Source organism: Nocardia sp. NPDC004604 (assembly GCF_040609795.1).
Taxonomy (GTDB): Bacteria; Actinomycetota; Actinomycetes; order Mycobacteriales; family Mycobacteriaceae; genus Nocardia.
Genome location: NZ_JBEXLC010000089.1, coordinates 1 through 25,795 on the forward strand (window position 1 = coordinate 1; position 25,795 = coordinate 25,795).

At 67.6% G+C, this 25,795-nt stretch carries 26 protein-coding genes; 10 read left to right on the top strand and 16 right to left on the bottom strand.

Annotated elements, in window-relative coordinates; genetic code table 11:
• The 5 genes from ABZW16_RS28060 to ABZW16_RS28080 form a co-directional block, all read right to left on the bottom strand.
• On the bottom strand, nucleotides 1-1,114 hold a 1,114-nt coding region (locus tag ABZW16_RS28060), incomplete at its 3' end, for an ABC transporter ATP-binding protein (protein WP_354959063.1).
• A gap of 143 nt (nucleotides 1,115-1,257) precedes the next feature.
• Entirely contained in the window at nucleotides 1,258-2,040 is a 783-nt protein-coding gene (locus tag ABZW16_RS28065) for an ABC transporter permease (protein WP_354959064.1), read from the bottom strand.
• Entirely contained in the window at nucleotides 2,037-3,023 is a 987-nt protein-coding gene (locus ABZW16_RS28070) for an ATP-binding cassette domain-containing protein (RefSeq protein ID WP_354959065.1), read from the bottom strand. The genes ABZW16_RS28065 and ABZW16_RS28070 overlap by 4 nt, the downstream gene beginning before the upstream one ends.
• The gene (locus tag ABZW16_RS28075) at nucleotides 3,020-3,751 is read right to left on the bottom strand and encodes a hypothetical protein (protein ID WP_354959066.1); all 732 of its coding nucleotides are present in this window, start codon (nucleotides 3,749-3,751) and stop codon (nucleotides 3,020-3,022) included. The genes ABZW16_RS28070 and ABZW16_RS28075 overlap by 4 nt, the downstream gene beginning before the upstream one ends.
• A 113-nt stretch (nucleotides 3,752-3,864) precedes the next feature.
• A complete protein-coding gene (locus ABZW16_RS28080; protein ID WP_354959067.1) occupies nucleotides 3,865-4,890 on the bottom strand; it encodes a glutathione S-transferase C-terminal domain-containing protein in 1,026 nt (341 codons plus the stop codon).
• A gap of 70 nt (nucleotides 4,891-4,960) precedes the next feature.
• Here ABZW16_RS28080 and ABZW16_RS28085 point away from each other — a divergent pair, with 70 nt between their 5' ends.
• Entirely contained in the window at nucleotides 4,961-5,755 is a 795-nt protein-coding gene (locus ABZW16_RS28085) for an enoyl-CoA hydratase/isomerase family protein (RefSeq protein WP_354959068.1), read from the top strand.
• A 95-nt stretch (nucleotides 5,756-5,850) separates the two neighbouring features.
• Entirely contained in the window at nucleotides 5,851-7,119 is a 1,269-nt protein-coding gene (locus ABZW16_RS28090; RefSeq protein WP_354959069.1) for an AMP-binding protein, read from the top strand.
• Nucleotide 7,120: 1 nt separating this feature from the next.
• Here the strand turns inward: ABZW16_RS28090 and ABZW16_RS28095 are convergent, their stop codons facing one another.
• Nucleotides 7,121-7,867, bottom strand: a complete 747-nt coding sequence (locus ABZW16_RS28095) for a tyrosine-protein phosphatase (protein ID WP_354959070.1) — start codon at nucleotides 7,865-7,867, stop codon at nucleotides 7,121-7,123.
• A gap of 429 nt (nucleotides 7,868-8,296) precedes the next feature.
• Between ABZW16_RS28095 and ABZW16_RS28100 the strand changes: the two genes are divergently transcribed.
• Together ABZW16_RS28100 and ABZW16_RS28105 are read left to right on the top strand one after the other, a co-directional pair.
• A complete protein-coding gene (locus ABZW16_RS28100) occupies nucleotides 8,297-8,776 on the top strand; it encodes a TetR family transcriptional regulator (RefSeq protein WP_354959071.1) in 480 nt (159 codons plus the stop codon).
• Between the two features lie 123 nt (nucleotides 8,777-8,899).
• Nucleotides 8,900-10,078: an amino acid deaminase/aldolase gene (locus ABZW16_RS28105; protein ID WP_354959097.1), complete on the top strand. Its 1,179-nt coding sequence runs from the start codon at nucleotides 8,900-8,902 to the stop codon at nucleotides 10,076-10,078.
• A gap of 161 nt (nucleotides 10,079-10,239) precedes the next feature.
• Here the strand turns inward: ABZW16_RS28105 and ABZW16_RS28110 are convergent, their stop codons facing one another.
• Nucleotides 10,240-13,638, bottom strand: coding sequence for an AAA domain-containing protein (locus tag ABZW16_RS28110; protein WP_354959098.1), 3,399 nt, complete (start codon nucleotides 13,636-13,638; stop codon nucleotides 10,240-10,242).
• A 146-nt stretch (nucleotides 13,639-13,784) separates the two neighbouring features.
• Nucleotides 13,785-15,578 carry a DEAD/DEAH box helicase gene (locus ABZW16_RS28115; protein WP_354959072.1) on the bottom strand — a complete coding sequence of 598 codons (1,794 nt, stop codon included), beginning with the start codon at nucleotides 15,576-15,578 and terminating at the stop codon, nucleotides 13,785-13,787.
• Nucleotides 15,579-15,709: 131 nt separating this feature from the next.
• Here ABZW16_RS28115 and ABZW16_RS28120 point away from each other — a divergent pair, with 131 nt between their 5' ends.
• The gene (locus ABZW16_RS28120) at nucleotides 15,710-16,567 is read left to right on the top strand and encodes a carbon-nitrogen hydrolase family protein (RefSeq protein ID WP_354959073.1); all 858 of its coding nucleotides are present in this window, start codon (nucleotides 15,710-15,712) and stop codon (nucleotides 16,565-16,567) included.
• Between the two features lie 13 nt (nucleotides 16,568-16,580).
• The gene (locus ABZW16_RS28125) at nucleotides 16,581-17,204 is read left to right on the top strand and encodes a phosphoribosyltransferase family protein (protein ID WP_354959074.1); all 624 of its coding nucleotides are present in this window, start codon (nucleotides 16,581-16,583) and stop codon (nucleotides 17,202-17,204) included.
• 27 nt (nucleotides 17,205-17,231) lie between these two features.
• On the opposite strand, the gene ABZW16_RS28130 is transcribed toward ABZW16_RS28125, so the two are convergent.
• From ABZW16_RS28130 to ABZW16_RS28150, 5 genes are all read right to left on the bottom strand, one after another.
• Nucleotides 17,232-17,762, bottom strand: a complete 531-nt coding sequence (locus tag ABZW16_RS28130; protein WP_354959075.1) for a gamma carbonic anhydrase family protein — start codon at nucleotides 17,760-17,762, stop codon at nucleotides 17,232-17,234.
• Nucleotides 17,763-17,852: 90 nt separating this feature from the next.
• Entirely contained in the window at nucleotides 17,853-18,737 is an 885-nt protein-coding gene (locus ABZW16_RS28135; RefSeq protein WP_354959076.1) for an ESX secretion-associated protein EspG, read from the bottom strand.
• The gene (locus ABZW16_RS28140) at nucleotides 18,719-20,002 is read right to left on the bottom strand and encodes a hypothetical protein (protein ID WP_354959077.1); all 1,284 of its coding nucleotides are present in this window, start codon (nucleotides 20,000-20,002) and stop codon (nucleotides 18,719-18,721) included. Before ABZW16_RS28140 ends, ABZW16_RS28135 begins: the two co-directional genes overlap by 19 nt.
• Nucleotides 19,995-20,372: a hypothetical protein gene (locus ABZW16_RS28145; protein WP_354959078.1), complete on the bottom strand. Its 378-nt coding sequence runs from the start codon at nucleotides 20,370-20,372 to the stop codon at nucleotides 19,995-19,997. The genes ABZW16_RS28140 and ABZW16_RS28145 overlap by 8 nt, the downstream gene beginning before the upstream one ends.
• 47 nt (nucleotides 20,373-20,419) lie before the next feature.
• The gene (locus ABZW16_RS28150; protein ID WP_354959079.1) at nucleotides 20,420-21,145 is read right to left on the bottom strand and encodes an alpha/beta hydrolase; all 726 of its coding nucleotides are present in this window, start codon (nucleotides 21,143-21,145) and stop codon (nucleotides 20,420-20,422) included.
• 130 nt (nucleotides 21,146-21,275) lie between these two features.
• On the opposite strand from ABZW16_RS28150, the gene ABZW16_RS28155 reads away from it, so the two are divergent.
• Nucleotides 21,276-22,199, top strand: coding sequence for a hypothetical protein (locus ABZW16_RS28155; protein ID WP_354959080.1), 924 nt, complete (start codon nucleotides 21,276-21,278; stop codon nucleotides 22,197-22,199).
• 9 nt (nucleotides 22,200-22,208) lie between these two features.
• On the opposite strand, the gene ABZW16_RS28160 is transcribed toward ABZW16_RS28155, so the two are convergent.
• The gene (locus ABZW16_RS28160; RefSeq protein WP_354959081.1) at nucleotides 22,209-22,697 is read right to left on the bottom strand and encodes a helix-turn-helix domain-containing protein; all 489 of its coding nucleotides are present in this window, start codon (nucleotides 22,695-22,697) and stop codon (nucleotides 22,209-22,211) included.
• 54 nt (nucleotides 22,698-22,751) lie between these two features.
• On the opposite strand from ABZW16_RS28160, the gene ABZW16_RS28165 reads away from it, so the two are divergent.
• Genes ABZW16_RS28165 through ABZW16_RS28175 form a run of 3 tightly spaced genes read left to right on the top strand, consistent with a single transcriptional unit; the run spans nucleotide 22,752 to nucleotide 24,395 of the window.
• Nucleotides 22,752-23,129: an MFS transporter gene (locus ABZW16_RS28165; RefSeq protein WP_354959082.1), complete on the top strand. Its 378-nt coding sequence runs from the start codon at nucleotides 22,752-22,754 to the stop codon at nucleotides 23,127-23,129.
• 43 nt (nucleotides 23,130-23,172) lie between these two features.
• A complete protein-coding gene (locus tag ABZW16_RS28170; RefSeq protein ID WP_354959099.1) occupies nucleotides 23,173-24,168 on the top strand; it encodes a hypothetical protein in 996 nt (331 codons plus the stop codon).
• Nucleotides 24,165-24,395: a hypothetical protein gene (locus tag ABZW16_RS28175; RefSeq protein WP_354959083.1), complete on the top strand. Its 231-nt coding sequence runs from the start codon at nucleotides 24,165-24,167 to the stop codon at nucleotides 24,393-24,395. The genes ABZW16_RS28170 and ABZW16_RS28175 overlap by 4 nt, the downstream gene beginning before the upstream one ends.
• Here the strand turns inward: ABZW16_RS28175 and ABZW16_RS28180 are convergent, their stop codons facing one another.
• Nucleotides 24,396-24,725 (bottom strand): MmcQ/YjbR family DNA-binding protein, encoded by a 330-nt coding sequence (locus ABZW16_RS28180; RefSeq protein ID WP_354959084.1) that lies wholly within the window; start codon nucleotides 24,723-24,725, stop codon nucleotides 24,396-24,398.
• 65 nt (nucleotides 24,726-24,790) lie between these two features.
• Nucleotides 24,791-25,750 (bottom strand): YafY family protein, encoded by a 960-nt coding sequence (locus tag ABZW16_RS28185; RefSeq protein ID WP_354959085.1) that lies wholly within the window; start codon nucleotides 25,748-25,750, stop codon nucleotides 24,791-24,793.
• Between the last annotated feature and the right edge of the window lie 45 nt (nucleotides 25,751-25,795).

The following is a 25,795-nucleotide window of genomic DNA, read 5'->3' on the forward strand; positions in this document are numbered from 1 at the left end:
GAGTTGACTTTCCGGAGCCCGCGGGACCGATGATGGCCACGGTTTCGCCGGGGTGCACGGTGAGGTCGAGGTCGCGCAGGATCGGCTGGGTGGGATCGAATCCGAAAGTGAGGGCGTCGATGTCGATGCCGAGGGGTCCGTCGGGCAGGTCGGCAGGGACGGGTGGGTCGGCGATTTCGGGGGCGGCATCGATGACCTGGTAGACGCGTTCGGCCGCGGCTCGGGTCAGCTGCGCCATGATGACCACCGAGGACATGGTGCGGGTGGTGACCGTCATGGTGGTGACATAGGCGGAGAAGGCGAGGAAGGTGCCGATTCCGATGGACCCGTGCAGTGCGAGCAGGCCGCCGACGACGATGACCGCGACCAGCCCGGCTTGCGGAATGGTGGTGACCGCTGGCGCGAACCGCGCGTTGATCGCGGCGGCCCGCATGCGTTCGGCGTAGAGCGTGCGTCCGTGCTGTTCCAGTACCCGCACCATCCGGGCCTCCTGGCCGAAGCCCTTCACCACGCGAACGCCGGTGACCGTCTCTTCGACATGCTGCGCGACCTCGGCGGCCCGCTGCTGTGCCGACCAGGTCGCGGCGTAGAGCCGCGGCCGCATTCGGTAGACCAGCAGCGCGATCGCCGGGACGACCATCAGCGCGACAGCGGCGAGCGGCGGCGACAGCCACACCATGACAACGGCGGCGAGCAGGAATTCCAGCAGCGCCAAACCGGATAGCGGGACCATCGCCAGCAGGCCCTGCACCAGTTGGAGGTCGGTGATCGAGCGGGATACCACTTGGCCGGTGCGCAGTGCGTCCTGGCCGACTCCGTCGAGGCGTTGCAGTGAGCCGAGCAGGTCGATCCGCAGTGCGTGCTGGACGTCGAGTGAGAGTCGTCCGGCCAGCATGCGTCGTCCGAAGGCGGCCGAGAAGCGGCCGACCGCGACGAGGGCGAGTAGTCCGGCGACGGTGCCGATGACGGCGGTATCGCCGTGTCCCGCCGCGTCCACGGCGCGTTTCGTCAGCAGTGGTGCAGAGATTTCGACCAGTGCTCCGGCGATCAATGCGACCGCGATGCCCGCCACCGTTCCCCGGTGTGACCAGCACTCGGTCCACAGTCTGCGCATCCAGCCCGGTTCATTCAATTGCGCTGCTCACCCGTCTTTGTCGGCTCATACCCGACGGTAACGACACGGATCGCCATCGGATTTGTTCCCCGAGGCACGGACAATTTCGGGGGGCGCTGGTCCGATGGCGACCGGGTACGGGGTCAGATATCGCGTTTGCGGAGCAACCACCAGGCGCCGCCGCCGATGCCGAGGGTCCACAGCAGCAAGACCACCAGCGCGGCGGGAGTCGGGGCCAGGAAGTCGCTGTCGGTGAAGGAGTCGACCGCGACCGTGCTGATGGTGGCGGCGCCGGGGAGCATGGTGACCATTCCGGCGAAGCCGATGGCCTTGGCGACGATCCAGAGCAACGGCTCGATGATCAGCAGCCAGCCGAGCATCGTGGCGATCGCACCGGTGGAGGTGCGCAGCAGCAGGCCGAGGCCCGCGCCGATCACCGACCAGCAGACCGCCGCGAGCAGGCCGCCGCCGAAGACCGCGAGCAGGCGCAGGCCGAAGTCGAATTTGCCGCGGCCGAAGGCGAGCAGACAGGCGAACGCCAGCAACTCGACCGCGAATGTCATCGCCAGTGCGAATCCGGCGGTGACCAGGAGTTTCGCGGCGGCGAGTCGGTCGCGGTCCGAGGTGAACAGTGCCGTGGACGGCATTGTCGCGTAACGGTATTCGGCGCCCGCCCCGGCGGCGCCGAAGGCCCCCGCGAGCACGATCGCGATGGCAAGGCCGATGTAGAGCCCGATGGTCGCGGCACCGGTCGCCGGATCGGATTTGGGGTTGGCCGGTCCGGCGACCACCGCGGTGACCGTGCTCGCGACGAGGGCGATCGCGGGGATCAGCGCGGCCAGGATCCGGCTGGCGCGCAGCGTGGTGACCTTGCGGACCTCGGAATTGACGGCCGGAACGAGGTCCGGGGGCAGAACGGCGATCATCGTGGAATCCCCTGGGGCGTCGGTTGGGGCGGTGCGATCCCGGCGTAGGGGGCGGGCGGTGCTGGGCGGGCCGGTTTGACCAATGCTGCGAGCACCCGGTCGGGATGGATCTGGTCGGCGATGATGCTGTCCACGCGCACACCGACCGCCGTCGCCGCCGCGCGGATCTGCGCTTCGGTCGCCTCGGCCACCGCGAGCCGTCCGTCCGGCCGGATCACCGCATCGGTGAATCCCTGTGCGGCCAGCATGGTGGCCAGCGCGATCGGCGGGGACGCGGCGACGACCAGGCGATCGGGGTGCCCGCGCCGCAGCCGGGCGGGGGTGCCCTGATAGACCACCGAACCCTCGCTCAGCACGATGATGTTGTCGGCGATCGGAATCACGGTCGACAGGCTTTCGCTCGACAGTAGGACGGTGCCGCCGCGGCGGGTATGGCGCCGCAGGAAGTCCTGTAGCCACGCGCGTTCGGCGGCGTCGAGATCGGCCATGGGTTCGTCGAGGATCAATAGTTGCGGATCGCCGAGTAGTGCGGTCGCCAGTGCCAGTCGGGTCTGTGATCCGGCCGGTAGTGCACCCGCCCGCGTCCGCGCCCAGGCACCGAGGCCGACCGCCTGGATCACCTCGTCGACGCGCGCGTCCTCGATACCCGCGGCCGCCGCGTACACCAGCAGGTGATCGCGTGCCGAGCGCGCCGGATGCAGACCGCGCGGCATCAGCATGCCGCCGACGACGGCCGCGGGACCGCGCTGCGGCTCGCCGCGCCGTCGTGAGCCCGGCCCGCCGACCGCCGCGGTACCCGTGGTCGGTTCGAGCAGGCCGAGCAGGATGCGCAGAATCGTCGACTTACCCGCGCCCGCCGGCCCGACCAGGGCCGCGACCGTCCCGGACGGGACGGTGAAGCTGACGTTCTCGATCCCGGTGACCAGGTCGTAGCGCTTGCTCAGGCCGCGGACGGAGAACGCGAGCGGTCGGCCCGCGCTCATCGTGGTGTGGTCGGGGGTTGCGGCTTGACCGGATCCAGTGCAGGCAGCGGATCGGCATCGATGATCAGCTGGCGATCGGCAGGCCAGGTCACCGGCGCGGGCCCGAATGCCTTGCGCGCGTTGCCGATCGTGGTCTTGCCCAGCGTCCGGTTGCCGACACCGCCGATCACCGCGCCGATGCCAGCGGGTACCACCTTGCCCGCCATCAGGGCGGCCCGCTTGGTGATGAACCGGATGATGAATCGCTTGAGCAGCGAATCGTTCATGCTCGACAGGCCGGGAATCTTATTGGCGAACAGCGTGCCCCAGTTCTTCGCCGAATGACCCACGGTCTTCTCGACGATCTCCATCCCGCTCTCGCCGAGCACGACGGCGAGCACGAGTGCCCGCCGCGTCTCCTTGTCCTCGGGGGAGATGCCGTGCACGGCCGCGACGGCCAGCGTGAACACCGCCGACGCCTCCATGAAGAAGGTGGTCTCGGCACTCACCGCCGCGATCGCCGCGACGGTGCCGACCCCGGGCACCGCGGCGGTGGCGCCGACCGCACTGCCGCTGCTGGTCACCGCGAGCAGGTACTGGTTCTCCAGCCGCTCGATGATCTGCGCGGGACTCTCCGACGGATGCGAACGCCGCAGCCGGTCCACGTACCTGGCGACGGCGGGCGCCTGCAGGCGTGACCCGGTATCGAGTAGCTGGACCACCGTCTTCTCGAACGTGCCTTTGAACACGGCGATATCCTCCTCTTCCGCCTGTACGGGATGAACCTTATGGCACCGACCGCCATCAACTCGTCATGACAACGATGTACCCGGTCGACCTGGTTCCCCGCATGTCGGTTCCATCACGCCGGTTCGCGCAGGGCAGCGACCCTTTCCGCGAGCGGTGGCGGTGGCGGCGGGGTGCCGTCGCCGAATGGTCTGCCGCCCAGCGCTTCTCGGCCGTGCGGGGTCAGCCAGTCGGTCAGCTCCGGGCCCTTGGGCACGATCCGCGTCGGGTTGATATCGGTATGCACGACGTAGTAGTGCACCTTGATCTGCTCGAAATCGACGGTGTCGCCGAACCCCGGCGTCTGATAGAGGTCGCGCGCATAGGCCCACAGCACCGGCATTTCGGTCAGCTTGCTGCGGTTGGTCTTGAAGTGGCCGTGATAGACCGGATCGAATCGGACCAGTGAGGTGAACAGCCGCACGTCGGCCTCGGTAATGGTGTCGCCCACCAGGTATCGCTGGGTGGTCAGACGTTCGGACAGCCAGTCCAATCGGGCGAACAGCCGGTCGTAGGCCGTCTCATAGGCTTCCTGTGTCCCCGCGAATCCACACCGGTAGACGCCGTTGTTGACATCGTGGAAAACGGCCAGGTTCACCTCGTCGATCTCGGCCCGCAGCTCCGCCGGATACAGCTGCGGCGCACCCGGTCGATGGAATTCGGTCCACTCGGTGGCGAAGTCGAGCGTGATCTGCGGGTAGTCATTGGTCACCACCTGCCCGGTGGCGACCTCGACCATCGCCGGAACCGTGATGCCGCGCGGGTAGTCCGGGATCCGCGCCAGGTAGGCGTCGCGCAGCCGGGGAATGCCGAGCACCGGATCCACACCGCCGGGATCCAGATCGAAGGTCCAGCTGAGCCTGTCGTGGGTCGGACCGCACAGCCCCAGTGAGATCGCGTCCTCCAGTCCGAGCAGCCTGCGCACGATCAGCGTCCGGTTGGCCCAGGGGCAGGCTCGCGCGGCGATCAGGCGATAGCGGTCGGCCTCGACCGGGTATCCGTCGCGTCCGTCGGCAGTGATGCGGGTGGTGATGTAATTCGTATCTCGCTTGAACTCGCCAGACTCGACGTAAGAGGCAGTTTCCGATACCGACTTGGTCACTCGAATAGTCTGGCAGATCGAGATCTCAGGGTATGGCCGCCGACGGACCGGGTGAGCCTAGTCTTGCCAAATGAGTGATACGAAGGCCACCCGACTGACCCGGGAAACCACCGATGGCGGCGCCGAGGTCGCGACCCTCACCCTGGCCAATCCGCCGCTGAATCTCTTCGACCAGTCGATGCTCGACGCGCTCATCGACAATCTCGCCGATCTGTCGGCGAATCCGCCGCGCGCGGTGCTGCTGCGGGCCGAGGGCAAGCTGGTCTCCGGCGGTGTCGACGTGCACGTCTTCGACGGTCTGACGATCGAGCAGGGCGCCGAGCTGTGGCGCACCCTGTTCGCGCAGATCATCCATCCGCTGGAGGCGCTGCCGTGTCCGGTGGTCTTTGCCGCGCACGGCCTGACCCTGACCGCCGCCTTCGAAATGGCGCTGGCCTGCGACATCATCTTGGCCGCGCCGAAGGCGAAATTCGGTCTGGTGGAGACGGTCGTCGGCCTGACCCCGTCGATGGGCGGTCCGCAGCGGCTGGCCGAGCGTGCCGGATCGGGCCGGGCCCGTGAATTCGTGATGACCGGCGATCTCTACGACGCCGCGACCATGGCCGAATGGGGCGTGGTGAACGCCATCCACGACGACGTCGACACCGCCGCACGGGATTTGACGAATCGGCTGGCCCAGGGGCCGACCAGGGCGCATGCCGCGACCAAGCAGATCATCGAGGCGTGGCGCTCCGGTGGTGTGGCACATGCGGATTCGGTGACCCCGCAGGTGTCGGGCGCGCTGTTCGACACCGCGGATCTGCGCGGCGCGGTGCGCAGCTTCCTGGAGGTCGGACCCGGGAAGGCCACTTATACCGGTCGGTGACGGCCAGGACACGTTCCTCGCCTATGCCCACGAAATTGTGACTCGCGTCATATAGTCGCAAGAGCCTGCAGGCTCGAGGCGTGTGCGGAGGACCCATGTCGCAGTTCTTGGTCGAGTACCCACCGAATCACCCGCATGCCCGCGATGCTCCGCTGGCTCGTGGCGCCGACGGGGTACTGCGCTACGGCAATCTCACCCCCGCACTGACCGAACTATTGGATCTGCAGGTACACGCCTTCTCGACCAGGGAGGCGGTGGTGGAGATCGGCGGCCCCCGACTCACCTATCGGGAGCTGTGGCACTCCGCCTCCCGCATCGCGGGCGGCCTGCAGGACCACGGCATCGGCTTCGGCGACCGGGTCGCCATTCATATGCCAGCGGGTGCGCGCTGGGTGCAGGCGTTCCTCGGTGCGCTGCTGAGCGGCGCGGTCCCGGTGTTGGTGCACGACGGACTGCCCGATGCGGTGGCCGAGCGGGTGATCGCCGACAGCAGTACCGATTTCGTACTCGGTGCCGATAGCGCGGCCCTGCCCGACGGCGCCGCCTACATCGATGACGGTGCGGCACTGAGTGATCTGGCGCTGCTCTGCTACACCAGCGGCACCGGGGTGTGTCCGGTCAACACCACCGTCGCGCCCAAGGGCGTCGAGCTGACCAACGAAAACCTGCTCTCGGCAATTCGTTCCGTTGTCGCGGCGCTGGACCTGCCGACCGACGGCTTGCGCAATCTGGTGCTGTTGCCGCTGGCGCATGCGAGCGGCTGTGTGGACCAGATGCTGCCGACGTTCGCGGTCGGCGGCACCGTCGTCCTCGCGCCGGGTCGCCGAAGACTCGCCGAAACCATTGTCTCCGAACGGATCGATATGGTCTCCGCGACACCACGCATCTTCGCCGGGCTGCTGCCCGAGCTCGCGGCGCTGCGCACCGAGGGGCTGTGCACCGAGGGCATCGTCCGGGTCAGCAATGCGGGCCATCGCGGCGAACGCGTCGCCGATGCCACCGATCCCGCGGACCTGGCCGCCACACTGCGGGATATATTCCCCGCCGCCCGGCGGTGGTCGGTCTGGGGCGCGACCGAAACCAGCGGCATCGGCCTGGTCGTCGACGGTGAAACCGACACCGCACCCGGTGCCGATCCGATACTCGGCTTCGCCTTCGGCGGTACGGAATTGGCGCTGTGGGGGCCGCAGGCGCAGGCCGGACATGGCGAATTGCTATGTCGCGGGCCCAATGTCACCCGCCGCTACTGGAACGATCCGGAGACCACCGCGGACCGCTTCACCGGAAGTTGGTTCCACACCGGCGATCAGGTCAGCATCGACGCCGACGGTCTGGTCCGGCGCGAACGGGCGCAGGCCGGGTAGCTCACTCGAGCAGGCGATCGCGCAGCCGTTCGCGCAGCTGTGCGGTGAATCCGATGGCGGTCAGATAGGACTCGACATCGCCGTGCTGTTCGTGCACCGCATCCGTCGCGGCCTGCAGGTAGTCCTCGCGGACGCCCAGGATATCGATGGAGAGTTCAACTCCCGCAGTGAGTTTCGGTGCCATCATGGCGCGCAGGGCGGGGACGGCGTCATTGCTGGCCAGGAAGTCGGCGAGCACATCGGCCTCGCTGACTGCGACCGCGCGCAGCAGGGTGGCGATGGCCCAGCCGGTGCGGTCCTTACCGGCCGCGCAGTGCACGAGCACCGCACCGTCGCCGCTGGCGATCGTCTCGGCGATGGCGATGATCGCGGTATTCGCCTCGGGCAGGGTCGGGAAGTACCGGTAGACCTCGAGCATGTGCGCGAATGCGGAGTTGGTCTGTGCATCGTGCGGCGGCGCCTCGGCCATCCGGGAGTCGAACGGAGTGAGGTTCAGTCGCACGCCGTCGGGCAGGTTGTCGTGGCCGATGTGGTCGATCTCGCGGTGCCCGCGCAGGTCGTAGACGTCGGCGACGCCGAGTTCGCGCAGGATGGCGTGCCCGGGCAGATCCAGGCCGCTCAGCTGAGCCGAGCGCAGCAGCACGCCGGGGCGGATCCGCGCGCCGTCGATGGTGCGCAGGCCGCCGAGATCGCGGAAGTTGAAGGTGCCGGTCAGGTAGAACTGGTCGGCCGAGGGCGAGAGAGTCACCGATCAAGGCTAACCAGACAATGGGGTCACCGAGGTGTCGATCGAGAGGCCAACATAGAACCGCTGGCTGTCCGGTTTGCGAGGCTTCTGATGTGTGATCCGCCACATCTTGCCGGATGGGGAACAAGTCGGCCCGTAGTCTGGTCAATGGTGTTGTTCGGGCGGGCGGTGTGAGAGTGACGCCCCCGGAAGCGATTCCGGCGGATACCGATCGATCGCAGCGGCATTCCGTTTGGGTAACAAAACATTCTTCCAGTCTGGAAATACCCAACGAACCCGTTCTTAAACCCCGGAAACCCTCTACCATTGATGAATGTTGGACTGGGTATCCAGGGAAATCCCGATCGGAAGATTCATGATCGCGGTTCGCCATGTTCAGCGAGCCGTGCCGATCAGGGCGCGTGAGTTCTTTCCCCGAGGGAGTCGGCGTTGAGCGTACGTGGAGAAATGGCAGCGGTTCGGTTGCGGCCGACCATCTGCGAGGCCGTCGAGAAGGCGGCCGCCTCACTCGACTTCACCGGAGTGCGAGCACTTCGGGTGTTACTGCATGCCGGTGTCAGTGCCTACTGGCCCCTGGTCAAGGCCGCCCCGGCCAAACAGGCGCGGGCGTACGAAGCGACGGCGCATCAGTTGGCCGAGCGCTGGGAGGGGCAGACCGAATGTGTCGCCGATCCGAAGGCCTCGGCCCTGTTCCGGGAGATGGATTCCGAAGTCGCGAGCTTCCTGGCGCTCTGCGCCGACCGGTCGGGCGCGCAATGGTTGGAGCCGGTGGATGCCATCGCGACCTATGCGGTCTCGGTACTGCAGGGCACGGTGCTGCGCTGGCTCGCCGATTGCAATGACGAGACGACCCTCGTGGTGCTCGACGACCTGGTCAGCAGCTTGGCCACCAGGGCGGTCGAAGTCTGACCCTGCGCGGTACTGGACGTTTGACCAGTTAAATGGTTGAGTTGTTCCGTGAGCGAGCGCAGCGAGCGAACCGTCAATAGCACCTTCGGGCACGGCGGAGCCGACCGTCAGCGAGGCGCAGGCGTGGCCGAAACGTCGCCGATTGCTGGACTGCACGCGGCCACGGCCGAGCTGGACCCGCCGCTGGCCGCCCTCGACCTGACCGCGCTGCGTGCCAATGCCGCTGACCTGGTCCGTCGCGCGGGTGGGGTGCCCATCCGGGTGGCGAGTAAATCGGTGCGCTGCCGCGCGATACTCGAGCAGGTGCTCGGCACCGGACTCACCGCGGCCGGCGGCTTCGCGGGCATCATGTCGTATTCCCTGGCCGAGGCCATCTGGCTGGTCCGGCTCGGCGCCCGCGATGTGCTGCTCGGCTATCCGACCGTCGACCGTGCGGCGCTGGCCGAACTCGCCGCCGATGACACCCTGCGCGAATCCATCACATTGATGGTCGACGATGTCGCGCAGCTGGAACTGATCCGCGCCGCGGTCGGCACCGATCTGGTGCGGCCGCGAATCTGCCTCGATGTGGACGCCTCGCTGCGCATCGGACCGCTGCACCTCGGCGTTCGGCGCTCGCCGATCCGCACTGCCGAAGAGGCCGCCGCGCTCGCGCGTGCCGCGCTGAGTCGCGGTTTCGATGTGGTCGGCGTGATGACCTATGAGGCGCAGATCGCCGGACTGCCCGACTCCAATATCGCTGTGCGCCTGGTGAAGCGGGCCTCGGCGGCCGAAATCGCCAAGCGTCGCGGGCAGGTTCTCGATGCGGTGCGCTCGGTGGTCGGCAAGCTGGAGATCGTCAATAGCGGCGGCTCCGGATCCATCGAGGTCAGCACTGCCGATTCGGATGTGACCGAGGTGACCGCGGGCTCCGGGCTGTATGTGCCGACCCTGTTCGATCACTATCGCTCCTTCACCCCGCGCCCCGCGCTGTTCTTCGCGACATCGGTGCTGCGCAAGCCGACCCCGTCCATCGCAACGGTCTTCGCGGGCGGTTACATCGCCTCCGGTCCGACCGGGCCGTCCCGGGTGCCGAAGCCGGCGTGGCCCGCTGGTTTGAAGCTGCTCGGCACCGAGGGTGCGGGCGAGGTGCAGACCCCGCTGTCCGGGGCGGCCGAACTGCGGATCGGTGATCGGGTGTGGTTCCGGCATGCCAAGGCCGGTGAGCTGTGTGAGCGGTTCAACGAGGTGCATCTCGTCGACGGCGACGGCACGCGCACGACGGTGCCCACCTACCGCGGTGAGGGCAACTGCTTCGGCTGAGCCGGCGCCAATTGCGAATTCGCCGTGGTTGCGAGGGTGAATTTCAAGATCGAATGCGGATACCGCGGCAGTGCATATTCAAATAAAGAACCAACCGGTCCGCATGAATATTTCGATCATGTGCCGACCGACCTCTGAAAGAAATATTCAGCACATCTGGCTCAGCTGAGTCGCAGGAATGTCGCCAGATCCGCGAGATCGTCGGGATTATTCGGTAGATATTCGGTGAGCAGCGGTGACCGGATAATGACGGCCTTCCACATGGCTCGGCACAGTGTGGCTTGAACCATGCTGCGCGACAACAGGAACCGCATGCCGTAGGGGGCATCATCGGGGCTGGATGTGGTCATCGACAGCAGGACCACCGCGGCCTCCCGGCCGCGGAAGCGTTCGGCGGTGCCGACCAGCACATCCTCGATCTTGGCCCGCGCCAGCAGCGTTCGGATCAGGCCGACCTGGGCACTGTAGGGCGCGACCACGAGTATGTCGTGTGGATGCAGCCGCCGCGTCATGGCGCCGGTCGTCCACGAGACCCCGAGCAGGGCGCGCACCCGGCGGACCACCTCGCGGGCCTCGGCCACCGATTCGGTCGCAGCACCGGTGTGCTCGACCAGCACCGTCTCCACGCCGGGTTCGACACCCTCCAATTGCCGTGCGAGCGTAACGGTCTCATTGGAGCGCAGGCGGTTGTCGTAGTACAGCCGGGAGATCGGGTCGCAGACGCGCGGGTGCATCCGCCAGGTGCGATCGAGGAAGTAGCCGCGATCGGCGGGCAGGGTATTGCGCCCCTCGGTGAGCCAGCCGAGCACCGATTCGTCGACCGGCTCCGGATGGGTGCCGCGCGCCACGGCGGGCGCGGGATCGCCGAGTAACAGCAGATTGCGCGCACTCACCGCGACCGCGATGGTATCGGCGAGCGGAAAGCCGCCAGCGTCGGCGATCACCAGCAGATCGAGACCATCGCCGGGCACCACCTCGTCGTCGGCGAAATCGGCCGGGGCGCCACCGATGACGCAGCCATTGACCGCATTGTCCAGGAACCGCGGATAGCGGGCACCATCGATCACCGACCACTCCGGCGCCAGCGCCTCGACGTCCTTCTTGGCCACCAGTTCGGGCAGCACGCCCATGGCGACGATCATGTCGAGCAGGCTCTCCACCGTCGAATGCGATGGCGCGACAACGCCGACGCGCCACTTGTGCCGGGTGACCAGACGTTCGATCGACCTGGCGACGGTGGAGGCCTTACCGGTGCCGGACGGCCCCTGCACCGCGAGGTAGGAGTCATCGAGATCGCGCAGCGCGGTGGTGATGGCCGCGGCGTGGTCACCGTGCACATCCGGTAGCCGGTCGGCTCGGCGCAGCCGTGGCGGTCGGCGCGCCAGGATGTCGAAGACCGCGCTCGCGGGGACCTCGGGCAGCGCCATCAGCAACTGCTGGGCCGCGAATTCGACGGCGGTCTCGATATTCTCGTCCCAGGCGGGCAGTCCCGGTGCGATCGCGGTCGGCAGCTCGTCATAGGGTTCGCAGCCGTCGGGTAGCAGTTCCTCCAGCCGGACGGTGTCGTCGAAGTTGGCGTCCACCGAGCAGCCGAGCACGGTCGCGGAGGCGGTCGCGCGCCGACCCACGGCGGTGATCATTCCGGCGGCGACCGGCTGATCGTAGAAGGTGTACACCGTGGTGCCCGGTGTCAGCACCGTGCCGGTCGCGGCGCCGCCCGCGGTATCGGCGCCGCCCCAGCCGATACCGATTCGTCCGGTCAGTGTGAGATATCTGCGCATTGTCGGCTGATGCGGGCCGCGATGCCACTTGGTGTCCACCGTGCCCCAGTCGGCCACGAGTACTCCTGGCGCGTCGGACCATTCGTCTACCGGATGACTGAGCCGGTCGGCATGTGCCAACCATAGCGGCTGGCGTTCGCGCCGGTGATAGCCGAGGGCCGCGGCCATCAGCGCGGCGGGATGACCCGGTTCGCCCTGTGCCGCAGCGAATTCCGCGAGTGCGGCCTCGATCGAGGAGGGCCGTGCCGGCGGCACCGGATCCGGCTCGTCCGGACTCGGCACCAGGCACCACGAACTCGCCTGGTCCAGCAGTGCCGCATCCGGATCGACGCGCTGTTCGGCCGCTCGATCCTGCAGCCAGTCGCGCAGCCGCAATACGATGACGCAATCGCGTTCCGCAGCACCGGAATGCGCCGCGCCGGGCAACAGCCGCCGCAGTCGGCTCAGGCGGTAGGAGCGCTCCCCGATCAGCAGGGCATTGCGCACGATCGGATATAGGTCGACCAGCACACCCGCCTGCAGCAGATCCTCGACGATCTCCTCGCCGATCCCGTAGCGGCCGGTCCACCGCAGCAGCGCCGAACGCACCTCGGAGGTGTAGTGGTACACGCGCATATCCGGATACATCCGTAGCCGTTGGGCGACATAGTCGAGCACCTCGCCCAGCGCGCGCCGCCGCCCGGCCTGCTCATCGGTCATCGCCGGGGACGGTGCGGTCGCCGTGCCGAACGGGGCGCGGAAGGCCAGATGGACCGCGGCCGGACCGCCCACCTCGATACCGACCAGCTGACCCGATGGCCCCTCCTCGATGCTGAGTGAGAGATCACCCGGCGACGGCGGCGGGAGGGCACCCAGCGCGATCGCGTCGACCAGGGTGTGCGTCGGCTGTCCGGAATCCTCGCATTGCAGCTGGATTTCGGCCTGGCGGCGCAGTGCGCCGAAGGTGCGCGGTGGCAGGCCGGGTACGGTGGCGGCGGTATTCGCCAATCGGTCGATGGTGCTCACGCCCGCTTCGCGCAGCCTGGCTCGCGCAGTGCGCGGCATCCCGGCGACCAGTAGCAGATCACGTGCCGCCGACAGCGCCGCGGTGCAGGTCGGGCAGTGGCCGCAGGCGAGATAGCGCGGATCGCCCCACTGCACCGGGAGCAGTTCGCTCAGTTTGTCTTCCAGGATTCGCTCGACTCGCCCGCGCCGGGTGAGATACACCGGCACCAGATCGATGAGCGGGTAGGTCCGGCTGTCCTTGCGTAGGTGCAATCGAACCAGGGGTGCGGTCAGCGCGCCGCTACTGTCCAAGGCGTCGGCACACGCGGCGAGTTCGAGTGCCGCCCCGATGCGATCCGGTGGGTCCGCCGCGGTGCCGTGCACGGTGTAGCGGACCCGATGGCCGGCCCGCACCAGGAAATCGCTGGCGCAGACGAATTTACCGTCGAAGAAGGTGGCACCATGGATCACGTGCGCCCCGGCGCGCAGTGCGGCGATGGTCTCGACATTGGCGGCCTGGAGTGCAGCGATATGGGCCCCGGGATCGGTCACCGGATCGTACTCGGCCGCCTCGCTTCGGATCTCGACCAGCCGACCGCCGAACCGGTCGCGGAAGTCCGCGAGTCTGCGTTCGCGCGAATCGTCGAATCCGGTGCGCAGCACCGGATCGGGCGCCGGATCCACCGCGCCCGCGATGATGCCCAGTTCGGTATCGAGGGCACGCAGCAAAGCGAATTCACACTGCGCCGCGCGCACGAGGTCGACGGCGGAGCAGACGACACGATCACCGAACACGATCAAACGCGGCCCTCCTGTGTCTTCGCCGGACACGGACGGCAACACTGTAGCTAGCCGCTACCATCGCGTGGAATTCGGTGTCGGCGGGTCGCTACGGCTGGCGTCCGACCCGTCGCTCGCAGCAGCGGTGCGGCCGGTCCGGTTCAGGAGCGCGGCTTACGCCGTTCCGGTCGCTTGCCCCCGTCGCGATCGCGACGCGGTCCGGCGCGGAACGGACGTCCGCCGGGCGGGCCCTGATCGAGCTGCAGCTGGATCAGCTGGCCGCTGATCCTGGTGCGCCGCAATGCTTCCAGGGTCTCCGAGGACAGGTCCGCCGGGAGCTCGACGAGACTGTGGTCCGGGCGGATGCTGATATGGCCGAAGTCGCTGCGGCGCAGTCCGCCCTCATTGGCAATCGCCCCGACGATCGCGCCGGGCACCACGCGGTGCCGCTTGCCGACGCTGATCCGGTAGGTCGCCAATTCGGCTCCGGTGCCGCGGTGATGCGAGGGACCACGATCCTCGCCCTCGAAGCGGCGGGCGGGTCGATCCGTGCGCGGCATGCGTTCGCGCTGCGGGCGTTCGATCGGCTCCGGCTCGGGCTCCATGAAGAAGTTGTCGCCGTCGTAGCCGCTGACCGCGAGCGCCGCCGCGATATCGACGAGCGGAATGTTGTGTTCGCGCTCGTAATCCTCGATGAGCTTGCGGAACAGCGCCAGATTCGACGAACTGAGGTTCTCGGTAATGGAATCGCCGAACTTGGCCACGCGCTGGGTGTTCACATCATCGACGCTCGGCAGCTGCATTTCGGTCAGCGGATGCCGGGTGGCACGCTCGATCGACTTGAGCAGGTGCCGTTCGCGCGGTGCGACGAACAGCAGCGCCTCACCGCTGCGCCCGGCCCGGCCGGTGCGGCCGATGCGGTGCACATAGGACTCGGTGTCGTGTGGAATGTCGAAGTTGACGACATGGGAGATGCGATCCACATCGAGACCGCGCGCCGCGACATCGGTGGCGACCAGAATGTCCAGTGCACCGGACTTCAGCTGCCCGATGGTGCGCTCACGCTGGTTCTGCGCGATATCACCATTGATCGCCGCCGCGGAGAAGCCACGGGAGCGCAGCTTTTCGGCCAGCTCCTCGGTGGCCTGCTTGGTGCGCACGAAGATGATCATCGCCTCGAACGACTCGACCTCGAGGATCCGGGTCAGGGCGTCGAGTTTGCGCTGATGCGAGACCTGCACCCAACGCTGGGTGATGTTGGTGTTGGTCGAGGTCTTCGACTTGACCGTGATCTCGACCGGCTCGCGCAGGTACTTCTTGGAGATGCTGCGGATCGCCGAGGGCATGGTCGCGGAGAACAGCGCGACCTGCTTCTCGCGCGGGGTGTCGGCGAGAATGCGCTCGACATCCTCCTGGAACCCCATCTTCAGCATCTCGTCGGCCTCGTCGAGCACCAGATACTGCAGCTGCGACAGGTCGAGCGTGCCCTTCTCCAGGTGATCGATCACCCGGCCCGGCGTGCCTACCACGACATGTGCGCCGCGGCGCAGACCGGAGAGCTGGACGCCGTAGGCCTGGCCGCCGTAGATCGGCAGCACATGCAGTCCGGGAATGTGGGTGGCGTAGCGGCCGAACGCCTCGGCGACCTGGATCGCGAGTTCGCGCGTCGGGGCCAGTACGAGGGCGCGCGGAAGTTTGCCGGTCGCCTCGATGCCCATCAGGATCGGGATGGCGAATGCCGCGGTCTTGCCGGTGCCGGTCTGGGCCAGCCCGACCACATCGGCACCCTCGAGCAGTGGTGGAATCGTCGCCGCCTGGATGGGCGAGGGCGATTCGTAGCCCACATCGGCGATGGCCGCTAGGACGCGCTCATCGATGCCGAGATCGGCGAAGGTCGGGCCGTCATCGTCCCTGTCGTTGTCGCCAGGAACGCTGTCGACCTGATTGGTACTCATTGACCAGGAGTTTACTGCCTGGTGGTGGTCGTCCCGGCCACCGGGCCAATACGGTGAGACATATGCAACCCGAAACCGTGCCCGCACATCACGACCCGACTGTGTCAACAGCGGCGTCCGCGGGGCCTTCCGTGGTTACTCGAGCTACCTCCGCCGGGCCCGCCGCTACCGCCGGATCACCGGTGGTTGTGGCGGTGGTCCAATTCGCCGCGGGAACCGATCCGTCCGCCAATCTCGCGGCCCTGCGCGAGCACGTCCGCACCGCCGCCGAACGCGGTGCGCGGGTGATCGTCGCACCGGAATACTCGATGTTTGCCGTCGCCCGGCTCGACGAGCGGGTCGTGGCCATTGCCGAACCGCTGACCGGGCCGTTCGTCACCGGCCTCGGCGAAATCGCGCGCGAATTCGGGGTGCATCTGGTCGCCGGAATCGTTGAACAGGTGGCGCCGGGGGCGAAGCAGATCCGCAATACGCTTGTCGCCCTCGGACCCGATGCGAAGCTGGTGGCGAAGTACCGGAAGGTGCATCTGTACGACGCGTTCGGATATCTCGAATCCGATGTGGTCGAGGCGGGGGCGATCGAGACTCCGGCCACCTTCACCGTCGATGATGTGACATTCGGCATGCAGACCTGTTTCGATCTTCGCTTTCCGGAAGGCTGCCGTCGCGTCGCGGCGGCGGGGGCACAGGTGCTGGTGCTGCCCGCCCAGTGGATTCCCGGTCCGGCGAAGGTGGATCAGTGGACGACGCTGCTGCGCGCCCGCGCCATCGAGAACACCGTGTATGTGGCCGCCGCCGATCAATGCGCGCCGCGCGGCGCGGGCGCCTCGATGATCATCGATCCCACCGGCGTGGTGCTCACCGAACTCGGTGACGAACCCGGCGTGCTCACCGCGGGCATCGATCTCGATCAGCTCGCCGCGGTCCGCCGCACCAACCCCAGCCTGGCATTGCGTCGATTCGCGATCACCGAGCGCGCACCGGAGTAGCGTTGATTTCGGGATGATCTATACCGATCGGGCAGCTGCCGGTCGCGCGCTGGGTTTGGAACTCGGCCACCTGCACGCGGCGCAACCGCTGGTGCTCGGACTGCCCCGCGGTGGGGTTCCGGTGGCGGCCGCGGTGCGTGAGGTCATCGGTGGTGATCTCGACATCATGTTGGTCCGCAAGCTCGGTGTGCCATGGCAGCCGGAGCTGGCGATGGGCGCCATCGGTGAGGAAGGTATCCGGGTGCTCAATCAGGATGTGTTGGCGCACACCGGGATAACGCCGGAGCAGGTCGCCGAGATCGAGGATGTGGAACGCGTCGAACTGGAGCGCCGCCGGGAGATGTGGCGCGGTGACGCCAAGCCGATCCCGATCGGGGGCCGCACCACGGTGATCGTGGACGACGGCATGGCGACCGGGGCGACGGTGGTCGCCGCCTGCCGGGTCGCTCAGCTGCACCAGCCGTTGCGCATCGTGGTCGCGGTGCCGGTGTCCTCGGCGGAGGCATTGCACCGGGCCGCCGCCGAGGCGGATGAGGTGGTCTGCCCGTGGGTTCCGCATTCGCTCGGCGGTGTCGGGATGGCCTATCACGACTTCCATCAGTTGGACGATGACGAAGTCACCGAGCTACTGGTGTGAGCTGCGCCTGGTGTGTCGTGCCCGAGGTCAGGGCTGGACTTCGGTGATGCCCTTGCGGTGGCGTTGGGCCAGTTCGGCATAGAAGCCGGGGTTGAGTTCGACCCAGCCTTCGGCCTGAGTGCCTTCGATGGACTTCTTGACCTCGGCGGGGGCGCCCGCGGCGAGCACACCCGCCGGGATCTTGGCATGCGGCGGAACCAGCGAATGTGCGGCAATCATTGTGCCCGCGCCGATTTCGGCCAGGTCCAGGACGGTGGTGCCATTGCCGACGATGGCCTCCGCGCCGACCGATGCGCCGTGGAAGACGACGCTGTGTGCGATGGTCGCGCCGGGACCGATTTCCATCGGCACATCCGGCGGCACGTGCAGGACCGCATTGTCCTGGATATTGGCGCGTTCCCGGATGGTGATCGGCGCCAGGTCCGCGCGCAGTACCGCGCCGTACCAGATGGAGGCGCCTGCCTCGACGCGCACGTCACCGATCAGGGTCGCGGTGGGCGCGATGAACGCCGTCGGATCGACCTGGGGCCGTTTGCCTTCGAATTCGTAAAGTGGCACAGGGCAGTGTAGATGCCGCGACTCCGGCACGAACGTCGCTGGTAAGACTCGTTCCGTGTGGGGTGATCCGTGCTTGTACGGCCGAGGTCTTCACCACCGGTCCGCAAAGGCCAGGGTGCGTTCGGCGGCGGTGACCATGGGGCGCAGCACCGTGGTGAACCGTTGTGCGGTGACCGGCATGATGTCGACGTCGACCCCGGTGCGCACCGTATACCTGCCGTCGTCGATCACGTCGATCCAGCACAGCACCCCGAACGGACGCAGTTCGCCATCGGGTCGTCGCACCGACACCACGATCTGGCCGATACCGTCGCGAGATTGCCGCAGTAGCTTGCGAATTCGCGTGGGCGTCGCGGGTCCGGCCACCGGCACGGTCACCAGATCCCGGCTGTCCTCACCGACCCGGGCCAGCGGTGCGGTCAGCTGTGCCATCGTGCCGGGCGTATTCTCCGGCAGCACTGAAATCACCCGTGCGGAAAGGTTTTTCACCCGATCGACGAACAGCCGGATATCGCCGCCCCGGTCTGCGTTCGCACCCGGGCGCTGCGCCGCGACCACCGCGATATCCCCGGCGATCGCGCCGAGTACGCGCACCGGGCGTGTCTCGGCGGCGATATCCGGTGCGGCGGTGACCGGGTCGCTCTGGCCGAGCAGACCGGTCTGTTCGATCGCCTCGCCGTACCCGGAGCCCGATCTGTCACCAGTTGTTCCCGGCTCCTGGGCGGCATCACGCTGCCCGAAGACCTCGATGCGCACGGCAGGGCGGGCCAGCACGCGCAGCGCGCCCTCCAGATCCGCGTCGAGAGTTTGCTCGCACCAATGGTTCAGGGCGGGCAGCTGGGCGGCGCGTTCGGCGGTATCGCGAGCCGAGAGGCGCACGGCGAGGGGATAGGGGACGCGGTCGCCGTCGGTGCGGGCCCAGGCCATGGCGAACTGGTCCGGGGTCAGCGTCCAGTTCACTCCAGTTCGGTCCATTCGCCGACGACCGGTGGTGTCGTCGGATCCATATCGCCGATCAGCTCACCGCCGTCGTCGGCCGGTTCCAGGAAGGTCAGATCGTCGTCGAAGAAGTGGTAATCGTCGTCGTAGTTGTCCTCGTCGCGGGCCTGTGCCGCGCGCGCGGCGGCCGCGCCGGTGCTCAGGCCCGAGCGTGGGGTCTCGCCCGCGACCATGGCACCGCCCATGAGTCCGCCGACCGCGCCCGCGCCGACGCCATTGATCGCGTCGCCACTGGCATCGCGTTTGCGCTCATCGCGTTTGCGATCATCGTCCGAGCTGGCGTTGCCCGCGCCGGGGACCGTCGGGGCGATCACCGGTGCGGCCGCGGCGGCGACCACAGGTGCGCTGGTGCCGGGGCGAACGCTTCGATCGGGTGCGGCCGTCGGCGTGGTGGCGGTGGCGGTGGTCGCGGCTGGGGAATCCGCCATCGACACAACGGGTTTGGCCGCGGCTGCGGTGTCGGCGGTAGCCGCCGGGGTGATGGTGGTCGGTGTCGTCGCGGGTTGGGTCGTCGCCGCGGCGGGCTCGACGGTGGTGTGCGGTGTGATCGTTACCGGTGCGCTCGCCGAAACCGCTGGGGTAGTGGAGTTTTGCGTTCCGGTGTCCGGGCCGGTCGTCGCGGGAGGCTGCGCGGCGGGTGTGCTGTCGGGGGTCGGTGCCGTATCGCCGGTGACCGTATCGGGGAAGGCGGGGATGCCGGATCCCGTCGGGATGAAGACCTTCGTGTAGATGGTGTCCATCGCCTGCACCACGTCCTGGCGGGTGCCATCGGCAGACTTCTGGATGGCGGTGTTGTCGGTGGCCCGTGTCGGATCCAGCAGTGCGCCACCGAGATCCGGTGTGGCATCGGACGGCGCGGCGACGGCACCGCGCAATGCCTCGGCGGCATCGCCAGCTCGGCCGAGCCGCTGACCGACAGCGGCCATCACATCCGCGAGTTGCTGTCCCTGCCTTTCGAATTCGCGCACTGCGTCGGCGGCCGACTGTGCCGCGGCACCGCGCCAGCCGTCGGCGATCGCGGCCCGAATTTCGGTATGCGCCTGTTCGACCGCGGTGGCGAGGCCGGTCGAACTGCCCTGCCACGCCTGCTGTCCGCCCGCGAGCACGACCGGATTCATCAGTTGCACGCCGTTGTGGATCTGCTGATGGGACAGATTGTCGAAGATCTCGACGGTCCGGGTGTAGTCGGGGTCGATGTATTTGATGGGGGTCTTCTCACCGGTGTGCGGCATCTTACGCATGCGCGGCTCCCGCCACCTCGACCCGACCGACCGCCGCTGCGAGATCCTCATCGGCCCTGGTGTAGGCTGCCCCGGCCGCGCGGAAGGTCTGCGCGAGTGCTCTTGCGGCGTCGGCATATTCGCGCAATCGGGTCATCGCGCCCTCGGCCTTGTTCTCGAAGCCGCTGCGCAATGCCGCACCCGAATCGAATCCGCCGAAGCCGGGTAGTGAAGCGGCCCCGCTCAATACGGCGATCTGGGCCTCGACCTCATCGGCGAGTTGTTCGTAGCGCTCGGCGCACTGTTCGTGCGCGCCTTCGGCGACCAGTACGCCATCGATCCAGAGCTGGCCATCGTCGATCGCTTGATTCAGCGCAGTCACATCCGACATTTCGCCGCCCCCTTCCTCGTCGTGCTGCCCGCGCAGCCGTGATCAACTCACCGGTGTCGTGCCAACCCCACGACAACACCCTGCATCCAGTCCGCGATGTCGGCAGCGACCCGCGCGTGCACCGGCTCGTGCAACAGGTCGTGCCCGGCGTCGGCGTACTCCCGCAAACTTACCCAATCGTGGCGTCGAGTCCAGACCCTCATCGCATCGATCGGCGCCCGCCGGTCCTCGATGCCGTGCACGGCGAGAATCGGCAGGGTGGTCGGCAACGGTGTGCCGGGTGCGCCGGGCGCGCCGCCGCCGAGTGCGCGCTTGGGCACGCCGGACAAGACCAGCCCGGCCAGCTCGCTCGGCGGCAGGCTCGGCCGGAGCGGATACTTCGCCTCGAGCCCGCTCAGATCGTCGGCCGCACCGGCGCGATTCGGCACCGCCGCGCCGATGATGCCGAGGGTGGTGACCGCGCCGAGTGAGTGGCCCATCAGGATCAGCGGAGTGTCCGGCAGTTCGGCGCGGACCAGCTCGATCAGCCGCAGCGCGTCGGCCACCAATTCCACCAGCGTGCCGGGATTGTCCGGATCGCCCTCGCTCAATCCGTGTCCCGAGGTGTCCAGCGCCCACACTTCGATGCCGACCGACGTCGGTGTCCGGGCGAAGCGGTGGTAGTGGCCGCTGTGCTGCCCCATTCCGGGCAATAGCACCACCACCGCGGTCCTGTTCTCGACCGACCATCGCCGATAGTGCATTCGGCCGCGCGCGCCGTCGAAGAAGGGCATCCGTGGATACTGCCAAACCTTCTGCGATCCAGTCGAGTTCATGACATAACTCGCAGGCACGGCATAAGTGGCAAAGGTGACTAGACTGCCGGGCAAGTCAACGGGTCGGGCAGCAGAGTCGAGGTTCACGTTGAAAAAGCTCCGTGGTGCAGGTGCTCGGGTATGGCCGGTTGCCGCCGTGCTCGCCTTGGGCTGCGCGGGTGTGCCCGGTTTCCGTGTGCCCAGTGCGGTGGCAGAGCCGGTGGCCGTTGCCGCGTGCGCGCCCGCCCAGGCGGCCACCGCGGTGCCCGCCGGTCTGCCGATACTCGACTGGTCGGAGAACGTGGGGTACGACGCGCAGGGGAATCTGTGGGTGTCGCGGCTGTATCGCAATGAGGTGCAGCGCTACGACAGTGCGGGACGGCTGACCGCGACGGTGCCGGTCGAATTTCCCGGTGCGGTCCGGCTCGGGCCGGACGGACTGCTCTATGTCGTCTACGGCGACTCGCCGACGAGCGTGCTGCGTCCCGGTGGTGTGGTGCGTTTCGATCCCAATGATCCCCGGCCCGCGGTATTCGCCTCCGGGTTCACCATGCCCAACGGTGCCGCCTTCGATGCGAAGGGCAATCTGTACGTCGCCTCCGGTGTCGGTGTGATCCGGATCGGTCCCGATGGCGTCGTCGACGCGGACTGGACGGCGCGGGCGAAGTTCACCGGCGCCAATGGCATTGTGGTGCGGGATGATTCGATCTATCTCAGCATGAACGGCAATCCGCTCGGCCGCATCGTGCGCTTCCCGGTCGATGATCCGGGCGCCGTGACAGTGCTCGCCGATTTGACCGTGTCGCCCGGAATCCCGGACTTCGCCGACGATCTGCTCATCGACGATGCGGGCGTGCTCTATGTGACCACATTGACCGGTCAGCTGGTTCGAATCGATCCGAGCACGAACACCGCATGCGCGGTGCTGACCGGCCAGCCGCTGACATCGGTGGTCGAGGTGCCGGGCCAGCCCGACGAACTCCTCGCCGGTACCGAGGGCGGCGCGATCCTTCGGATTCGGCTCTCGCACTGACCGAACGGTTCACCCGACCGGTGTCCATGGCGGTGCTGGATGCTCCGCGCCCGGCCCCGGCCGCACCTCGACGTCATGCGGGCGCAACTCCTCGCCACAGCATTCACACACCACCTTGGCGTGCGTGACCTTGCCGCAGGTCTGATGTACCAATTCGGTGGGCGCGCCATTGATCAGGCCGGTGTGCTTCTCGCCCCACGCCAGGATCGCCGCGATGACCGGATACAGGTCGATACCGGCCGTGGTCAGGCGGTATTCGTGCAACGTGCGTGACGGCCCGGAGGCATATTCGCGGCGCTCCAGAATGCCGTAATCGACTAGTCGGTTGAGTCGCTCGGTGAGGATATTGCGCGCGATACCGGTCTTGCGCTGATAGTCCTCGAATGTGCGGGCGCGGAAGTAGGCGGCACGCAGGATCGCGATCACCCAGCGCTCGCCGAGTACGGCGCCGGAGCGCTCGATTGCGCAGTTACTCGCCAGCAGATCGTCGTGTTTCATCGATTCCACAATAGCCGTTGCAATTCGCAACTACGTCGCCTAGGTTCTAGTTGCATGTTGCAACGACGCACATTGGCGATGCTGGCCATCTGCGGGAGCGCGTTCCTCGCCTTCCTGGACACCTCGATCGTCAATGTGAGCTTTCCGGATATCGCGGCGTCCTTTCCACAGGCCTCCCGCGCACAGCTGAGCTGGGTACTCGACGCGTACTTCATCGCCATGGCCGCACTGCTGGTCCCGGCCGGTGGACTCGCCGACCGGCTCGGTCACAAGCGTCTGCTGCTGTGGGGCACCGGCCTTTTCGTGCTCACCTCGATCGCCTGCGCGGCAGCGCCGAACTGGCAGCTGCTCGTCGGCGCACGTTCGTTGCAAGGGGTGGCCGCGGCCATTATCGCGCCGGTCTCGCTCGCCCTGCTGCTGCCCGAAAAATGAGCGGCGCGCTGCGGCGGTCGGCATCTGGGGCGCCGCGGCGGCGCTGGCGGCTGGGACCGGCCCGCCGCTCGGCGGATTCCTCATCGAAATCGCCGACTGGCGCTGGATCTTCCTGATCAATATTCCGGTCGGGCTGCTGATCATCGCGGCGGGCCGGGCCGGACTCCGCGAAGCCAGGGAGGAGGATGCGAGGGGACTGCCCGACCTGCTCGGCGCGGCACTATCCGCGGCCGGACTCGGACTCCTCGCGCTGGCGATCATTCAAGGCGGCAGTTGGGGCTGGCGCAGTCTCGACACCATCGCCTGCTTCGTCGCGGCCGCCGTACTGATCGCCTGGCTGGTGCGCCGCTGCCTGGTGCATCCGCAGCCGGTGGTCGAGCCAGCCCTGATGCGCATCCCGAGCTTCGCCATCGGCAATCTGGGCACCCTGCTGTTCGCCCTCGCCTTCTTCTCGATGATCCTCGGCAACGTCCTTTTCCTCACGGGCGTATGGCAATACAGCATCCTGAAGGCAGGTCTGGCCGTGCTGCCCGGACCGCTGCTGACGACCGTGGTCGCGATTCCCGCTGGCCGCATCGCCGACCGCTTCGGCCATCGCATGGTGATCGTGCCCGGCACCATCGTCTATGCCATCGGTCTGCTCGTACTGCGCGCCAGTGGGGCCGAACCCGACTTCCTCACCACCTGGCTCCCCGGTCAATCCCTGGTCGGCACAGGTATCGGATTGGCCTTCCCGGCACTCGGCGCGGCCTCGGTCGCGGATGTCCCCGCGGATGGCTACGGCTCGGCCAGTGCCGTCGGGGCCGCCTTCCGTCAGTTCGGTGCGGTATTGGGCACCGCGCTGCTGATCGCCATTATCGGCACCCCGACCACGTTGAGCGCCGCCCTGGACGCCTCCGACCGGGCCTTCTTCCTTGGTATCGCCGCCGCACTCGCCGCGGGTCTGGTGGCGCTGGCGCTACGCCCGGTCCGCGCGACCGTCGACCTTCCGGTCGCCGCCGCTAACCCAACCGCCGCAATCGAACCGGTGAAACCATGAGCAAGCGCAACGAAACACTCACCACCGCAACTGAATCCATAATGTCCGCCGTCCGCGCAACGGTTCGGGCACTGCAAGCGCTGGCACCCTCCGGCCACCGCCGACTCATCCTGGAACTGCAAGTGGCGGTCAACCGCGCGCTATCCGATCCGGACGACTTCCATGCCCGTGCACCGGAAATCCCTTGGGAAATCTGGCATTCCGTCCCAGTCGACCCCCGGGTGTGATCACTCCTCGATGAGGTCGGCGGGCGCGGCCTGCCGCCACGAGTCCAGCAGGATATCGCGCAATTCGTTGCTGTCTTCGAGTGCGGACAGCCGGGCCCGGACCCAGGAGGACGAGGCCTCGTGCGGCGGGACCCAGAATTTGTGCGGTTCGGCGGCGATGAGTTCCGCGCGGTCGTGTTTGGGGCAGCGGACCGCGAACGAGGTCTGATCGTCGGGGAGGGTGACGAACATCTTGCCTGCCACATCGAAGGTCGGATGATGCCAGCGTTCCTTCTCCACGGTCTTGGGAAAGGACAACGCGATGCGGCGCACGTCGTCAGCGTCGAGCACGGTTCGGGCCTCCGGTTCGGAAATCGGACTTCTATCGTGCAACACCGCGGCGGCGGGTGATCGGGCTAGGTAATGGCGTTGGTGATGCGGGTCGCAATCGCGCGCAGCCGGTCCACCAGCACGGGCGGTTCGTGCACCTGGAAATCCGCGCCGAGGTCGATGAGCCGGTATGCCAGCCAAGTCGGATCGTCGTCGCGAGTGACGTCCAGCAGGCAGGAGCCGTCGTCGATCGCCGCGATATCGCCGGGCGAATCGCCGAGCCGGCCAGCGACCCGACTTACCGGAGCCTGGATGGTGACCCGGACACGGAACGACGGTGTGCCCCAATTGGTTCGGCGGCCAGCGACGTAGGCCGCCGCATCCGCGGCGGGCAGCGGCCGCGGGGTGCAGCGGGCGCCCGTGGGCTGGGGCCGTTCGATACGGTCGACCCGGAAGATGCGCCAGTCGTCGCGGTCCACATCGTGGCCGACGAGGTACCAGCGGCGCCGGGATGGGACGAGGCCGAGTGGTTCGATGTGACGGCGGGTTTGCGCGCCGGATTCGCCCCGATACCCGAAACGTACACGCTCCCTATTGGTTACGGCCGCGGCCAGCGCCGTCAGTATCTCCGGATCGACGGCGGGGCCATCGTCGGTAGGCGGCACGAGTGCGGTGCCGAGCACCCGCACCCGGCGGCGCAATTTCGCGGGCAGCACCTGTTCCAGCTTGGCGAGCGCACGGACCGAGGACTCCTCGATACCGGCAATGGCCGATCCGGCGGCGGCGCGCAATCCCACCGCGATGGCGACCGCCTCCTCATCGTCCACCAGCAGCGGTGGCATCGCTGCGCCAGCCACCAGTCGATAGCCGCCGGTCGCGCCCATGCTCGCCTCGACCGGATAGCCGAGTTCACGCAGGCGGTCGATATCGCGGCGCACGGTGCGGTCGGTGACGCCGAGGCGGTCGGCGAGTTCGCTGCCCGGCCATTCGCGTGGCGTCTGCAGCAGTGACAGCAGACGCAGCAGGCGGGCGGGGGTGTCGTTCATGATTTTCAGGATTCTAGAGAACTAGGACATAGATGGTCCTATATG

Bases quoted from the DNA above. Each gene is read 5' to 3' on its own strand.
- ABZW16_RS28150 (WP_354959079.1), bottom strand. From the start codon at position 21,145: ATGCCCTTCTTCGACGGCGCGCGCGGCCGAATGCACTATCGGCGATGG.
- ABZW16_RS28165 (WP_354959082.1), top strand. From the start codon at position 22,752: ATGTTGCAACGACGCACATTGGCGATGCTGGCCATCTGCGGGAGCGCG.
- ABZW16_RS28175 (WP_354959083.1), top strand. From the start codon at position 24,165: ATGAGCAAGCGCAACGAAACACTCACCACCGCAACTGAATCCATAATG.
- ABZW16_RS28070 (WP_354959065.1), bottom strand. From the start codon at position 3,023: ATGAGCGCGGGCCGACCGCTCGCGTTCTCCGTCCGCGGCCTGAGCAAG.
- ABZW16_RS28160 (WP_354959081.1), bottom strand. From the start codon at position 22,697: ATGAAACACGACGATCTGCTGGCGAGTAACTGCGCAATCGAGCGCTCC.
- ABZW16_RS28145 (WP_354959078.1), bottom strand. From the start codon at position 20,372: ATGTCGGATGTGACTGCGCTGAATCAAGCGATCGACGATGGCCAGCTC.
- ABZW16_RS28090 (WP_354959069.1), top strand. From the start codon at position 5,851: ATGTCGCAGTTCTTGGTCGAGTACCCACCGAATCACCCGCATGCCCGC.
- ABZW16_RS28135 (WP_354959076.1), bottom strand. From the start codon at position 18,737: ATGGACCGAACTGGAGTGAACTGGACGCTGACCCCGGACCAGTTCGCC.
- ABZW16_RS28125 (WP_354959074.1), top strand. From the start codon at position 16,581: ATGATCTATACCGATCGGGCAGCTGCCGGTCGCGCGCTGGGTTTGGAA.
- ABZW16_RS28140 (WP_354959077.1), bottom strand. From the start codon at position 20,002: ATGCGTAAGATGCCGCACACCGGTGAGAAGACCCCCATCAAATACATC.
- ABZW16_RS28115 (WP_354959072.1), bottom strand. From the start codon at position 15,578: ATGAGTACCAATCAGGTCGACAGCGTTCCTGGCGACAACGACAGGGAC.
- ABZW16_RS28065 (WP_354959064.1), bottom strand. From the start codon at position 2,040: ATGATCGCCGTTCTGCCCCCGGACCTCGTTCCGGCCGTCAATTCCGAG.
- ABZW16_RS28185 (WP_354959085.1), bottom strand. From the start codon at position 25,750: ATGAACGACACCCCCGCCCGCCTGCTGCGTCTGCTGTCACTGCTGCAG.
- ABZW16_RS28085 (WP_354959068.1), top strand. From the start codon at position 4,961: ATGAGTGATACGAAGGCCACCCGACTGACCCGGGAAACCACCGATGGC.